Annotated in this window: 10 protein-coding genes; 5 read left to right on the top strand and 5 right to left on the bottom strand. The window is 67.2% G+C overall.

Annotated features, from left to right (window positions below; genetic code table 11):
- A partial coding sequence (locus NGR01S_RS16020; protein ID WP_507762098.1) for an RNA polymerDNA-directed RNA polymerase subunit B occupies positions 1 to 1752 on the bottom strand: 1752 nt, incomplete at its 3' end.
- Between the two features lie 773 nt (positions 1753 to 2525).
- Between NGR01S_RS16020 and NGR01S_RS16015 the strand changes: the two genes are divergently transcribed.
- Complete coding sequence (locus tag NGR01S_RS16015) at positions 2526 to 3779, top strand: MFS transporter (protein WP_063037467.1); 1254 nt, start codon at positions 2526 to 2528, stop codon at positions 3777 to 3779.
- A 3-nt stretch (positions 3780 to 3782) separates the two neighbouring features.
- Here the strand turns inward: NGR01S_RS16015 and NGR01S_RS16010 are convergent, their stop codons facing one another.
- Positions 3783 to 4415 (bottom strand): TetR/AcrR family transcriptional regulator, encoded by a 633-nt coding sequence (locus NGR01S_RS16010; protein ID WP_063037465.1) that lies wholly within the window; start codon positions 4413 to 4415, stop codon positions 3783 to 3785.
- 67 nt (positions 4416 to 4482) lie between these two features.
- Between NGR01S_RS16010 and NGR01S_RS16005 the strand changes: the two genes are divergently transcribed.
- The 4 genes from NGR01S_RS16005 (at position 4483) to NGR01S_RS15990 (ending at position 9775) form a co-directional block, all read left to right on the top strand.
- The gene (locus tag NGR01S_RS16005; RefSeq protein ID WP_063037463.1) at positions 4483 to 6027 is read left to right on the top strand and encodes a flavin-containing monooxygenase; all 1545 of its coding nucleotides are present in this window, start codon (positions 4483 to 4485) and stop codon (positions 6025 to 6027) included.
- On the top strand, positions 6024 to 6908 hold the full coding sequence (locus NGR01S_RS16000; RefSeq protein ID WP_084481094.1) for an SDR family NAD(P)-dependent oxidoreductase: 885 nt from the start codon (positions 6024 to 6026) through the stop codon (positions 6906 to 6908). The genes NGR01S_RS16005 and NGR01S_RS16000 overlap by 4 nt, the downstream gene beginning before the upstream one ends.
- Positions 6909 to 6930: 22 nt before the next feature.
- A complete protein-coding gene (locus tag NGR01S_RS15995) occupies positions 6931 to 7854 on the top strand; it encodes an alpha/beta hydrolase (RefSeq protein ID WP_063037459.1) in 924 nt (307 codons plus the stop codon).
- A 127-nt stretch (positions 7855 to 7981) separates the two neighbouring features.
- Positions 7982 to 9775: an AMP-dependent synthetase/ligase gene (locus NGR01S_RS15990; protein WP_063037576.1), complete on the top strand. Its 1794-nt coding sequence runs from the start codon at positions 7982 to 7984 to the stop codon at positions 9773 to 9775.
- 69 nt (positions 9776 to 9844) lie between these two features.
- Here the strand turns inward: NGR01S_RS15990 and NGR01S_RS15985 are convergent, their stop codons facing one another.
- The 3 genes from NGR01S_RS15985 to NGR01S_RS15975 all read right to left on the bottom strand — a co-directional run bounded on the left by NGR01S_RS15985 (position 9845) and on the right by NGR01S_RS15975 (position 13975).
- Positions 9845 to 11329: a DHA2 family efflux MFS transporter permease subunit gene (locus NGR01S_RS15985; RefSeq protein ID WP_063037457.1), complete on the bottom strand. Its 1485-nt coding sequence runs from the start codon at positions 11327 to 11329 to the stop codon at positions 9845 to 9847.
- A gap of 211 nt (positions 11330 to 11540) precedes the next feature.
- A complete protein-coding gene (locus NGR01S_RS15980; protein WP_245664613.1) occupies positions 11541 to 12413 on the bottom strand; it encodes a glycine betaine ABC transporter substrate-binding protein in 873 nt (290 codons plus the stop codon).
- Between the two features lie 356 nt (positions 12414 to 12769).
- The gene (locus NGR01S_RS15975) at positions 12770 to 13975 is read right to left on the bottom strand and encodes an NAD(P)-dependent malic enzyme (RefSeq protein WP_063037453.1); all 1206 of its coding nucleotides are present in this window, start codon (positions 13973 to 13975) and stop codon (positions 12770 to 12772) included.
- Positions 13976 to 14152 lie beyond the last annotated feature (177 nt).

Genomic DNA, 14152 nt, shown 5'->3' with positions numbered 1-14152 from the left:
AGCGGTCGCCACCGACACCATCTGCCGCGGCGACACATCCATGTAATCGACCCGTCCACTATCGACGAACTCGACCTCGGAATACTTGCGCCGCACCGCGATCCGCGATTCGAGGAAGCGCCCCTGGGCATCGAGCGGTTCGTTCGCCTGCGCGACGACGTGCCGGTCCTCCTCGTCGGCGGTGAGGTAGACGATCTCATCGGTCACCGTGCCGTCGATCACCTTCCGATACGGCGTTTCGAGGAACCCGAACGGATTCACCCGCGCGTACACCGACAGGTACCCCATCAGCCCGATATTCGGCCCCTCAGGGGTCTCGATCGGGCACATCCGGCCGTAGTGGCTGTAGTGCACATCGCGCACCTCGAGGCCGGCGCGCTCCCGGGACAGGCCGCCCGGTCCGAGCGCGGACAGGCGACGTTTGTTGGTGAGGCTCGCGAGCGGGTTGCGTTCGTCCATGAACTGGGAGAACTGGGAGGTCCCGAAGAACTCCTTGAGCGCCGCCACGACCGGCCGGATGTTCATCAGCGACTGCGGGGTGATGGCTTCGACGTCCTGGGTGGTCATCCGTTCCCGGACCACCCGCTCCATCCGGGAGAGCCCCACCCGGAACTGATTCTGGATCAGTTCCCCCACGGTGCGTACGCGGCGATTACCGAAATGGTCGATATCGTCCACCTCGACCGGCACCTCGATACCGTCGGGCCCGGTCATCGTCCGCTCCCCCGCGTGCAGCCGCAGCAGGTATTCGACAACGGTGACCAGGTCCATTTCGGTGAGCACCCGGGGGCCGCCGGGCGCGTCCCGCCGGACACCGAACTTCTTGTCCATCTTGTAGCGGCCCACACGCGCCAGGTCGTAGCGCTTCTCGGCGAAGAACAGGTTCTCCAGCAGGGTCTGCGCGGACTCCTTGGTGGGCGGTTCGCCGGGCCGGAGCTTGCGGTGGATGTCGAGCAGCGCTTCATCGGTGCTCGCGGTGTTGTCCTTCTCCAGCGACGACATCAGCACCCCGGAGAAGCCGAACCGCTCGGTGATCTGCTCGGTGGTCCAGCCGAGGGCTTTGAGTAGCACGGTCACCGGCTGACGCCGTTTGCGGTCGATACGTACACCGACGGTGTCCCGTTTGTCGATATCGAATTCCAGCCACGCGCCACGGCTCGGGATGATCCGCACGCTGTGCAGGTCCTTCTCGGTGCTCTTGTCGACGGAGTGATCGAAGTAGACGCCCGGCGAACGCACCAGTTGTGAGATGACCACGCGCTCGGTGCCGTTGATGATGAAGGTGCCGCGGTCGGTCATCATCGGGAAATCACCCATGAAGACCGTCTGGCTCTTGATCTCGCCGGTGTTGTTGTTGATGAACTCCGCGGTGACGAACAACGGCGCCGCGTAGGTCATGTCCTTGTCCTTGCACTCGTCGATCGAGGCCTTGACCTCCTCGAAGCGGGGTTCGGACAGGGTCAGCGACATGGTCCCCGCGTAATCCTCGATCGGGCCTATCTCCGCGAGTACCTCCGCCAGCCCGCCCGTGCGGAAATCACCGCGGGCGGCGGCCCGCTCCCGCTGGGCGGCCGCGCCGATCAACCAGCCGAACGATTCGGATTGAATCTCCAGCAACCCAGGGACCTCCAGGGGCTCGAGGACTCTGGCGAACGAGAGCCGCTCGGGACTTCCGGGAATTCGGCTCCCGGCGGATATCGCGGTAGCGACCTCGTTCTGATCAGGGAGTGCCAAGATGCGTCCTTCCAGCACCGCACGCCGCCCATACCTGCGCGGTATGGTCGTCACGTATCTGCTTGTCCAGTGGGCGTTATTCGGATCGCGTACCGCGGGCGGAAGCCATCCGGACAGGACTCGACGACAACCCGTGGCAGCGATACACGGAATGCGACGCTTCCACGGTGGTTTCGTATTTCGAGAGTCGGACAGCACGCACCCCGGCGCGAAGCCCTAAATTACACACGAAATCGTCGAATGTCGAGAGACATAAAAAATAAAGCATCCGATTTCCGATGCTTTCCATTTTGATAATGACACTCCGATCCGCACGGCGTCAAGCCGAATGGCGGAAAACCGCCGAAATCGGCCGCCGCGGCTTCGGCGGCGCGAGATCGCGGCAGAGCGGGGCCATCCACCGCTGCTCACATCCGCCGGGCCCGAGCAGGCATCCTTCGATCCTCTTCGACTCCGGGGACGCTCGCCGAGACCGACCCCGGGAGAGTTTCCCCCGAACCTCGCGGCGCACGACCGGACCCGATCCGAGGAACGAACCGGACACCGCACCGAGTGAGAAATAAATTCGTGCCGTACCCCACCCCGAATTCAATTCCCGACCTTCCCACTCGAATATATCGCCCCCGGGAATTGCGGCACACACCGGGGGGCCATCGCCGCCGGTGAACCATCCGTGGAATACAACGAACGGTTGTGCCCGGATACTGCCGCGGTTGTTTGATCGCGGCCCGGGCTTTCTGCTTTGCTCGCCCGGGTCATCGCGAGGACGAACAAGCGAGAGGTGCGCCGGAATGGCGAAGGGGCGGACCCTGGGGCGACAGTTCGGTTGGCTGTGGGCCGCCTACGCGGTGAGCCGGTTCGGTACCGCGCTGGCATTCAACGCCTACGGGCTCGTCGCCGTTCTCGTCCTGCACGCCGGCCCCGCCGAGGTCTCGCTACTGGCGGCGGCCGGCCTCGCGGTCGGTGCCCTGGTGGCGATTCCGCTGGGCCCCTGGTTGGAGTTCCGCCGCAAGCGGCCGGTCCTGATCGCCATGGACCTGGTCCGGTGCGCGGCGCTGCTGAGCATTCCGATCGCTTTCGCGTGCGGCGCACTCGGCTTCGCGCAGTTGCTCGTGGTCGCGATCGTCGCCGCTACCGCCGATATCGGTTTCTCCGCCGCGTCCGGCGCCTATCTCGGGAGCCTGGTGGCACCGGATGACCTGCTGGTGGCCAATGCCCGGTTCGAATCCACGAACTGGACTGCCATCGTGCTCGGGCCGCCGCTGGGTGGCGCCGCGATCGGCCTGCTGGGCCCGATGGCCACCCTGGTCGCGGACGGCCTGAGCTATCTGGCCTCGGCGGCGGGCCTGCGCGCGATCGGTGATGACCGCGAACCACGTCCGGTCCGCCCCGACGCACCACACCCGGGTGCGCAGTTCGAGGGCTGGCGTTACGTACTGAACCATCCCGGGCTTCGCCCGCTGCTCTGCAACGACGCCCTCGTCGGCGCGCTGATCACGGCGACGCAGCCGCTGATGTCGGTGCTCATGCTCGGGCAGCTCGGCTTCACGCCCTGGGAGTTCGGGCTCGCGTTCGCGTTGCCGTGCCTGGGCGGGTTGCTCGGGGCGCGGCTCACGCCCCGGCTCGTCGCCCGGTACGGACGCGGGCGCGTGCTGCGGATATCCGGGATTCTGCGGGTGTGCTGGCCGGTCGCGCTGGGCGCCGTCACCGCCGGCGCCGGCGGATTGGTCCTCGTCCTGGCGGTCCAGACCGCCGTGATCGTCTGCATGGCCGTGTTCAACCCGGTCTTCGCCACCTATCGGCTGGAGCAATTACCGGCCGACCGGGCGACCCGCGCGCTGGCGGCCTGGTCGGTGAGTAAGAAGATCACCATCGGGGCGGTCACGGCGTTATGGGGCCTGCTCGCCGCGTGGATCGAAATCCGCGCGGCGATCACGCTCGCCGGAATACTGCTGTTGATGACACCGCTGCTGCTGCCCCGCATCGACCGGGCGACCGAACACCCCGAGGCATTGCCGGCCGACTCGGCACAGCCGGCGCCGTGAACCTCAGGCGCGCAACGCGGCGGCCAGGGCCGGGTTCACGGCCATGGACAGGGCCACCAGCGACTCCACCAGCAGTTCGATCAGTTCGTCGCGGGAGAGGTGTTCGTCGCGCAGCCACGACAGGGTGGTTTCTTCGGTGAAGGCCACCCAGCCGCGAACCACGAGTACCAGCCGGGGCTGCGCACGCTCCTCCGGCGACAGCGGGACCTGGGCGAGGATGATGTCGACGATCACGTGCCGGGTCTGCTCGACCATGGCGGCCAACTCCGGACTGGAGCTGGTGGGTCCGCGCAGCAGGGCCAGGTACGACGTACGGTTCTCGCTGACGTAGTCGATATAGCGGCCCACCGAGTCGCGCAGCATATCGAACAGGCTCAGCGTGGGGTCGGGGACGACCCGGGCCAGCAGTTCGGCGTTGGCGTGCCGGACCACTTCGAGCTGAAAATCCTGTTTGGTCGGGAAGTAGTGGAACAGCAGTCCGCGCGAGATCCCCGCCTGGGCCGCGATCTCGCTGACCGATATGTCCTCGATCGCCCGTTCGCCGAGCATTTTCACGCCGAGCGTGATCAGCTGCGTCTTCCGTTCGTCCGGGCTCAATCGGATGCGTTTGACGGGTGCTTCCGGGCTCGTACTCACCTGTTCATCCTACTGAATGCCGTTCAATACTGTTGACTGCGGCTCAATAAGCCCTTACGCTCATTATATGAGTCGCAAGGTTACAGACAAAGCTGTCGCCAACCAGCCCGCCCGTCATCTGCGGACGATCATCATCGGCAGTGGTTTCGCCGGCCTCGGCCTCGCCATCCGGCTGACCCAGCAGGGCCGCGAGGATTTCCTCGTACTGGAACGCGGTAGCGATGTCGGTGGGACCTGGCGTGACAACACCTATCCCGGTGCCGCGTGCGATGTGCCCTCGCACCTGTACTCGTATTCCTTCGCCCTGAATCCGGACTGGTCGCGGTCGTTCTCCCGGCAGGGCGAGATCCAGGCCTATATCCAGGGCGTGGCCGATAAGTACAACGTGCGCGACAAGCACCTGTTCGACTGCGATGTCACCGGCGCCCGCTGGAACGCCGAGACCGCGCAGTGGGAGATCACCACCACCAGGGGCGATTTCACCGCCGATACCGTGGTCTCGGCGGTCGGCGCGCTGTGCGAGCCCAACCTGCCCGATATCAAAGGCATCAACAGCTTCGAGGGCGAGATCTTCCACTCGGCCCGCTGGAACCACGATTCCGACCTGGCCGGTAAGCGCGTCGCGGTCATCGGCACCGGCGCCTCGGCCATCCAGATCGTCCCGGCCATCGCCGGCAGCGTCGCTCATCTCGACGTCTACCAGCGCACCGCTCCCTGGCTGCTGCCCCGGCTGGACCGCCCCTACCTGCTACCCGAGCGACTGGCGTTCAAGCACATTCCGGGCGTACAGCGCCTGTCCCGGGCCGCGATCTACGCCGCCCGGGAGACCCAGGTGGTCGGCCTGGCGAAGTTCCCGCCGTTGATGCGCGGGTTCGAGGCCCTGGCCAAGGCCAAACTGGCCATGGAGATCCGCGACCCGGAACTGCGCGCAAAGGTCACCCCGAACTTCCGCATCGGCTGCAAACGCATGCTGATCTCCAACGAGTACTACCCGGCCCTGGACCGCGACAATGTCGACGTGGTCACCGACGGGATCGCCGAAATCCGCGCGAACTCGATCGTCACCGCCGACGGCACCGAACGCGAGGTCGACGCGATCGTGGTCGCCACCGGCTTCCACGTCACCGATTCCCCCACCTACGAGACCATCCACGGTCGCGACGGCCGTAGCCTGACCGAGGTGTTCGACGATATCGGCCAGCAGGGTTACAAGGGTTCGGCGATCGCGAACTTCCCGAATATGTTCTTCCTGCTCGGCCCCAATGTCGGCCTGGGCCATACCTCGATCGTGTACATGATCGAATCCCAGATCAACTACATCGCCGACGCGCTGGCCACCTTCGAACGCCAGGGTCTGCGCACCGTCGAGGTGCGCCGTTCGGCGCAGGACTCCTACAACTCCGCCCTGCAGAAGAAGCTCACCAAGAGCGTGTGGAGCACCGGCGGCTGCGCCAGCTGGTACCTGGACAAGCACGGAAACAATACGACCCTCTGGCCGGACTTCACCTTCGAATTCCGCCGGATCACAAGGAAATTCGACATGGCCGCCTACGATACGACGACGGCAGCCGATGCCCCCGCTCGACCCGATCTGAAGGTAGTGACCGCATGAATGCAGCATCACGTAGTGATTCCCCGAGCGGCGGGGGCCGGGCGACGGGCGGGCGCAATGATTCATACTTCCGCGACAAAGTCTGTGTGATCACCGGGGCCGGTTCCGGGATCGGGCGGGCGCTGGCGATCAACCTCGCCCGGCGCGGCGCGAAACTCGCCCTCTCCGATATCGATACCGAAGGCCTGGCCGAGACCACCCGCCGCTGCGCAGAGCTCGGCGCGGAGGTGAAATCCGACCGGCTCAACGTGGCCGAACGCGAGGCCGTACTGCTGTACGCCGACGCGGTGAAACAGCATTTCGGCGTCGTGCACCAGATCTACAACAACGCCGGGATCGCCCACCACGGCGATGTCGCCAAGACCGAGTTCAAAGACATCGAACGCATCATGGATGTCGACTTCTGGGGTGTGGTGAACGGGACCAAGGCGTTCCTGCCGTTCCTCCTCGAATCCGGTGACGGCCATGTGGTGAACGTGTCCAGCCTCTTCGGCCTGATCGCGGTACCCGGGCAGGCCGCGTACAACTCGGCCAAGTTCGCGGTCCGCGGTTTCACCGAGGCGCTGCGACAGGAAATGCTGGTGGACCGCGCGCCGGTCAAGGTCACCTGCGTGCACCCCGGCGGGATCAAGACCGCCGTCGCCCGCAACGCCACCTACAGCGACGATATCGACGGCGCGAACGCCAGCTCGATGTTCGACAAGTACCTCGCCATCCACAGTCCCGAAATGGCCGCGCAGACCATCGTCGACGGTGTCCGCAAGGGCCGCGGCCGAGTGCTGATCGGCTGGGAGGCCAAACTGCTGGACCTGTTCGTCCGCACCGCCGCCGCCGGTTACCAGCGCATCGCGGTCGGCGTCGAACGACGTTTCCTGCCCTGACCGGTACCAGAGAAGGATCGACATGCGAGATATCGCGCTGCCATTGCCGCTGGCGCGGGCCGTCCTGGGCTCGATGTACCGGGTGGCGCTGCACTCCCGGCTTCCCTGGCGGGCCCAGCGGGCCCTGATCGACGCCGGTTCGGCCTTGCAGCCCGTCCCGCGGGGCGTCGGCGTCGAGGCGATCCGCCTGGGCGGCCGCCCGGCCGAACGACTCGCACCGGCCGGCCCGGCCCCGGCCGAACCCGCCGCCGTGCTGTACCTGCACGGCGGCGGATACGCCGTGGGCTCGCTGGCCACCCACCGTTCGCTCAACGGCCGGCTCGCCGCCGGAACAGGGCTACCGGTCTACGCCCTCGACTACCGGCTGGCGCCGGAACACGCCTACCCGGCGGCACTGGACGACGCCGAGGCCGCATTCCTCGCGCTGGTCGCCGAGCACGACTACCGGCCGGAACGGATCGCGATCGCCGGGGATTCGGCCGGCGGCGGACTGTCGCTGGCGCTGGCCCAGCGGCTCATCGCCCGGCACGACCACACCCCCGCCGCGCTCGGTCTGATCGCCCCGTGGGTCGATCCGAACCAGCTCGCCGAACGCCCCCGCGATCTGGTGGTCAACGGGCCCTGGTCGCGGGCCTGCGCCGCGGCCTACCTCGGGACCGGCGATCCCGCCGATACCGGGTACGCCCCGCTGCACGGTGTCCTCGCCGGGCTGCCCCCGGTGTACGTCCAGGCCGATATCGACGAACTACTGCACCCGCAGTGCGTCGACCTCACCGCGGCGCTGCGCGCGGCCGGGGTCGACGTCGCGTTCACCGAGAGTCGCGGCCTCTGGCATGTCGCCCAGCTACAGGCCGCCCTGGTGGGCCCAGCTGCTGCGGCTCTGACCGAAATGGCCGATTTCCTCCGGCAAGCCGTCGATCAGCTACCGCTGCGCGACCTAGGATGAAGGCCTGATCGGGACGCAGTTCACCCTGGTTTCAGGGTGAGATCCAGGGCGTTTACCGGTGGCCCGCGCCCCGTCCGATTCCGGTGGCGTAAATTACCGACGAGTTGGCAAACAGGGAAAGGCAATGATGCGCGAGTTCGAAGCCCCGGCTTCCTACACCATCCCCGAGGACGCGAACAATTCCGACAACGTGTTCCGCTACGCGAAAGAATCCCCCGCCGCGGTGATGTTCAACGTCCCCGACGGCACGGGCGGCTGGCGCGATGTGCGGGCCGCGGAGTTCGCGAAGGCGGTCACCGATGTGGCCAAGGGCCTCATCGCCTCGGGTATCGAACTGGGCGACCGGGTCGCCATCATGGCCGCCACCCGTTACGAGTGGACTCTGCTCGATTTCGCCATCTGGGCGGCCGGCGGCTGCACCGTGGCCATCTACGACAGTTCCTCGGCCGAACAGGCGCGCTGGATCCTGCAGGATTCGGCCACCGCGCTGCTGGTCGTCGAGAACGACAAGCATCGCGGCGTCATCGACGATATCGATCCGGCCGAACTGACCGCGCTGCGGGAAACCCTGCAGATCGACAAGGACGCGATCGACGAACTCGTCCGGCGCGGTGCCGAACTCGACGAGCAACTCGTTCACGACCGGCGCGCCCAGGTGAGCGCGGCCTCCCCGGCCACCCTGATCTACACCTCCGGCACCACCGGCCGGCCCAAGGGCGTCATGCTCAGCCACGCCAACCTCTGGGCCGAATCCCGGGCCGACCGGATCGCGCTGGCCGCGTTCCTGACCCCAGGCAAGAAGACGCTCATGTTCCTGCCGCTGGCGCACGTCTTCGCCCGCGCGGTGAGCCTGGCCGCCTTCGACGCCAAGGTCACCCTGGCGCACACCTCCGACTGGAGCACGCTGGTCCAGCAGTTCGCCGAGCACCGGCCCGATTTCGTGCTGTCGGTACCGCGCGTATTCGAGAAGGTGTTCAACGCCGCCAAACAGAAGGCTCACGACGAGGGCAAGGGCAAGATCTTCGACGCCGCCGCGGCCACGGCGATCGCCTACAGCGAGGCCCTGGGCACCGGGAAGCCCGGCCTGATACTGAGCGCCAAGCACGCGCTGTTCGACAAACTCGTCTACGGCAAACTGCGGGCCGCTCTCGGCGGCAACTGTCAGGCCGCGGTCTCCGGCGGCGGCCCGCTGGGCGCCCGGCTCGGGCACTTCTTCCGCGGTGTCGGCGTCACCATCTTCGAGGGCTACGGCCTCACCGAGACCAGCGCCGCCATATCGGTCAACACCCCAGACCACATCCGGGTCGGGTCGGTCGGCCACCCACTCGAAGGTCACGCCGCCAAGATCGCGGAGGACGGCGAACTGCTGCTGCGCGGTCCCGTGGTGTTCGCGGGCTATTGGGGTAACGAGCAGGCGACCGCCGACGCGTTCGTGGACGGCTGGTTCAAGACCGGCGACCTGGGTGCCATCGACGCCGACGGTTTCATCACCATCACCGGCCGCAAGAAGGAAATCCTGGTTACCGCGGGCGGGAAGAACGTCTCCCCGGCACCCATGGAGGACGAACTGCGGGCGCATCCGCTGATTGGCCAGGTGATGGTGGTCGGCGACGGGAAACCGTTCATCGGCGCGCTCATCACGCTGGACCCGGAGGCACTGCCGGGCTGGAAGGAACGCAACGGTATCGCCGCCGAGGTGGAGATCGCCGAATTGGTCGAGAACCCGGCTCTGGTCGCCGAGGTGGAGGCCGCGGTCGCCGAGACCAACAAGAAGGTCTCCAAGGCCGAGCAGATCAAGAAGATCAATATCCTGGCCTCGGACTGGACCCAGGAAACCGGCGAACTGACCCCGAAGATGTCGCTCAAGCGCGCGGTCGTCATGAAGCAGTACGCCACCGAGGTGGACAAGATCTACAGCTGATCCCGCCACGCCCACGGCCCGATGCGCCATCCGCTCACCGGGCCGTGGGCATTCGGCCCCGAGAACGGGCTAACCGGTGAGCGAGTCCGCCTTATCCAGATCCAGGGCACTCCGGTCCGGCGCGTCACCGGCCTGGAAGCGAATGAACAGGGCCGAGGCGACCACCCCGACCAGCAGCAACGCGGCCGGCAGCAGGGTGGCCTGGCTCAGCGCGGTACTGAACGCCTCCTTCACCGGCTCGGGCACCTGACCGGTACCCATCCCCTCTCCGGCGGGGGCGCCGCCCAGACCCGCCGCGCTCATCCGCGCGGCGATCAGGGCACTGATCGCCGCGCTACCGAGCACCGACCCGACCTGGCGGGTCGTGTTGTAGACACCCGCGCCCGCGCCGGCCTGGGAAATGGGCAGATTGTGGGTGGCGGTGGTCGCCAGCGGTGCCCAGATACAGGCGTTCGAGGCACCGGCCACCGCGCCCGCCACGACCATCCAGGTGATATTCGCGTGCGGATCCCGCATGACCAGGGCGAACCAGAAAATGGAGAGCGCGAACGCCAGGAATCCGACGGTCGGGATGATCCGCGGATGCATCCGGTCGGAGATCCGGCCGATCACCGGGGCGGCGAACCCGGTCACAATGGCCATCGGAGCCAGCACCAGCGCCGAGCGGGTCGGCGACATACCGTGCACGGCCTGCAGATAGAAGTAGATCGGCACCATCACCGCGGTGACGGCCGCACCCATACTGGCGATGGCCAGATTCGACAGCGAGAAATTGCGGTCCCGGAACAGCGGCAGCGGCAACAGCGGCTCACCCGAAGCGCGGGCCTGCGTGGCCACGAAAACGGCCAGCACCACGATCCCCGCCACGATCATCGCCCAGATCTTCGCCGACCAGTCGCTGGTATTGCCCTCCTGGATACCGAACACCAGCAGGAACATGCCCACCGCGCTCAGCACCACGCCGACCAGGTCGAATTTATGCTGGTGCGTCGGCAGTGCCGGCACCAGCCAGACGGCGAGCGCGAAGGCCACCACCCCGACCGGCACATTGACGATGAAGATCCACGCCCAGCCGAGACCGTCGACCAGCACACCACCGAGGATCGGACCCACCAGCGTCGCCAGCCCGGCGACCGCGCCCCACATACCCATGGCGGCGCCCCGCCGGTCCGGCGGGAAGGTGCGGGTGATCACCGCCATTGTCTGCGGGGTCATCAGCGCCGCACCCAGCCCCTGCACGGCCCGAGCGGCGATCAGGGTCTCGATATCACCGGCCAGCCCGCACGCCAGCGACGACAGCGTGAACACCGCGAGCCCGAACAGGTAGATGTTCTTGGGCCCGAACCGGTCGCCCAGCCGCCCGGTGATCAACAGTGGCACGGCGTAGGTGAGCAGATAGGCGCTCGTCACCCAGATGACCTGCGAGATATCCGCGTGCAGATCGGTCATGATCGCCGGATTGGCGACGGCCACGATGGTCACGTCGAGCAGGATCATGAAGAATCCGACAACCAGCGCACCTAATGCGAGCCACGGATTGCGTTGAGTGGACATAGCTTCCGTTCCTGTCGAGCGACGCCCGATGCGCCGTTTCGTGGATCTGTCGCGGCGCGTCACACGGACGCATCACCTGGGACTACCGGCTCACCGTACGGACGGGGCACGACAGCCGCGGCCTGCTCATGCCGTGGTCACTCCGGACTCCAGGTACGACGCCGGGCGCCGCGCCAACATTCCGGGCATATCGGACCGATCTCAGTCCTGGTCAGAGACCATGCGCGTCGAGCCAGGTGCGGGCCAGCTCCCCCGGGTCCGCGGATTCGTCCCGGACCCGCAGCACCAGGGTCGCCAGCTCATCGGTGGTGAGTTCCCCGGCCACGTAGTTCAGCTTCTCCAGCTGCCGATCGTCCAATGCTCCCTTGCGCACCAGCGCCAGCGGATTCTCCGGCCGGATCGCGTCCTCCGGGTCGGCGAGGACCTTCAGCCCCTCGGTACCGCCCGGCAGGAATTCGGCCGGACCGGCCAGCACCGCGGCCTGGACCCGGCCCTCCAGCAACGCGCGCCGCAGTCCCCCGGGCTCGGGGAACACCTCGGTCGAGGCGAACACGCAGTCCGAGATCTTCCCGGCGACCTCCGGTAGCTCGTACAACCCCGGAACAGCGGCGACACCGGCGACCATCGACGGGCACTGCGCACCCAACTGTTCCACCGAATCGATCCCGCGCTGCTCGGCGACGGCGGTGGTGACCAGGACCCGCGGTTCGAAATCCGCGCCGTCGGCCGCATCGGAGGTGATCGTCCCCTGCGGCAGCGACCCGTTCAGTTCTTCCGTCACTTTCTCGGTGGTGGTCGCCTCGGCCCCGGTGTTCAACTCCGCCAGCAGAGCGCCGTTGTGGTCACCGGCGACCGCCACGGTCCCCGCGTCCAACGCCGCGAACACCTCCGCGCGATCATCCAAACCCGACTCCACCCGCACCGCGGCCCCGGTCCGCGCCAGCGCCTGCGCGTAGATCTCCGCCAGCACGCGTGACTCGGCGGACCCCTGCGCCCCCACCACCAGCGGCTCGGCCCCGTCGGCACCACAGGAGACGGCCAGCCCGGCGAGCACCGGCACCAGCATCCGAGCAACGACACGCATCGACGCCGCCAATACCATCGCGCGAGACACCCACTTCCGTAACCAGCCCGCCGCACCCTATCCGGGCGCCCCCGCCAACCCTCAGGAATCTACAGGGTCCCCGCGGCCGGATCACCGGGGCTCCGCGGGAGTACCTGGGGCGCAGGGGAGATGGAGACGAACCAGACCCGGACACGAATGCACGCTCACCGAGCTCGGACGTAACCGGACCGCGAAGGTGGCAGATATCGGCCTACTCGCGAAAGTGCTGTGTTTTTTGCGGCGCCGAAGGCGCCGAAAAAACTACAGCACCCGGCCCAGGGTGGCGGCCGAGTGCTGTAGTTGCGGTTACCGCCCGGGTAAGGCGGAACGATCTATCAGGCGACGCCCTCCGCGCGGGCGGCGGCGGCGACCGCGTCGGCCACCGCGGGGGCCACGCGCGGGTCGAGCGGGCTGGGCACGATCTTGTCGACGGCGAGTTCGTCGGCGACGACGCCGAGGATGGCGTTGGCGGCCGCGATCTTCATACCTTCGGTGATGCGCCGGGCGCCCGCGTCGAGCGCACCCTTGAACACGCCGGGGAAGGCGAGCACATTGTTGATCTGGTTCGGGAAGTCGCTGCGGCCGGTGGCGACGATGGCGGCGTACTTCTTGGCCACGTCGGGGTGGATTTCCGGGTCCGGGTTGGACATGGCGAACACGATGGACTCCGGGGCCATCGAGGCGATGAGCTCTTCGGCGATGGTGCCCGCGGACAGGCCGAGGAACACGTCGGCGCCGGCGAGGGCGTCGGCGGCGGTGCCGGTGAGGCCACGCGGGTTGGTGCGCTCGGCCAGGTCGGCCTTGACCGCATTGAGGTCATCACGGTCGCGGCCGACGATGCCCTTGGAGTCGAGCACGGTCACATCGGCGACACCCGCGGCGAGCAGGATGTTGGTGCAGGCGACACCGGCGGCGCCGGCGCCCGACACGACCACTTTGAGTCCGGAGGTGGCCCGACCCTGCACGGCGGCGGCACCATTGAGGGCGGCCAGCACCACGATGGCGGTGCCGTGCTGGTCGTCGTGCATGACGGGGCAGTCGAGGGCTTCCACCACCCGCTTCTCGATTTCGAAGCAGCGGGGGGCGGAGATGTCCTCCAGGTTCACGGCGCCGAAGCTGGGGCGCAGACGGATCAGGGTTTCGACGATTTCGTCGACATCCTTGGTGTCCAGCACGATCGGGATGGAGTCGAGTCCGGCGAACTTCTTGAACAGCGCCGATTTGCCCTCCATGACCGGGAGGGAGGCGCGCGGGCCGATATCGCCGAGGCCGAGCACCGCCGAACCGTCGCTGACCACGACCACCAGGCGGTCGGTCCAGGTGTAGCGCTTGGCCAGGCTCTCGTCCTCGGCGATGGCGCGGCTCACCTGTGCCACTCCGGGGGTGTAGGCGATCGATAGGTCGCGCTGGGTGGCCAGCGGCGAGCTGAGCTCGACCGAGAGCTTGCCGCCGAGGTGACCCGCGAAGATCTCCTCGTGAGTGATCGCCGACAGATCTTGGACCTCTTCTTTGCTGGCGGTGGCGTTCGGTGCGTCAGTCACAGAGGACACGATTTCACTCCTGCTGGTTGCGGTCGTAACCGGTGGACGGTTACCGCCGGGTATTTGGTGTTATCTGCGTCATATCGTTCATCGGCGGCGCGACCAGGATGTTTCCTGGCGCAACCGGTACCCGGAAGACCCCCGGGAGCCCGCACACAGGGCAGTGGACGGTGGCAC

It is taken from the genome of Nocardia grenadensis NBRC 108939 (assembly GCF_001613445.1).
GTDB lineage: Bacteria > Actinomycetota > Actinomycetes > Mycobacteriales > Mycobacteriaceae > Nocardia > Nocardia grenadensis.
The sequence above is the reverse complement of the archived record's forward strand: the minus strand, read 5'-3'. Positions and strand labels throughout refer to the sequence as shown.

Coding starts and splice junctions, on each gene's coding strand:
- NGR01S_RS16005 (WP_063037463.1), top strand. CDS start 4,483: ATGAGTCGCAAGGTTACAGACAAAGCTGTCGCCAACCAGCCCGCCCGT.
- NGR01S_RS15995 (WP_063037459.1), top strand. CDS start 6,931: ATGCGAGATATCGCGCTGCCATTGCCGCTGGCGCGGGCCGTCCTGGGC.
- NGR01S_RS15980 (WP_245664613.1), bottom strand. CDS start 12,413: ATGCGTGTCGTTGCTCGGATGCTGGTGCCGGTGCTCGCCGGGCTGGCC.
- NGR01S_RS15985 (WP_063037457.1), bottom strand. CDS start 11,329: ATGTCCACTCAACGCAATCCGTGGCTCGCATTAGGTGCGCTGGTTGTC.
- NGR01S_RS16000 (WP_084481094.1), top strand. CDS start 6,024: ATGAATGCAGCATCACGTAGTGATTCCCCGAGCGGCGGGGGCCGGGCG.
- NGR01S_RS15990 (WP_063037576.1), top strand. CDS start 7,982: ATGCGCGAGTTCGAAGCCCCGGCTTCCTACACCATCCCCGAGGACGCG.
- NGR01S_RS16015 (WP_063037467.1), top strand. CDS start 2,526: ATGGCGAAGGGGCGGACCCTGGGGCGACAGTTCGGTTGGCTGTGGGCC.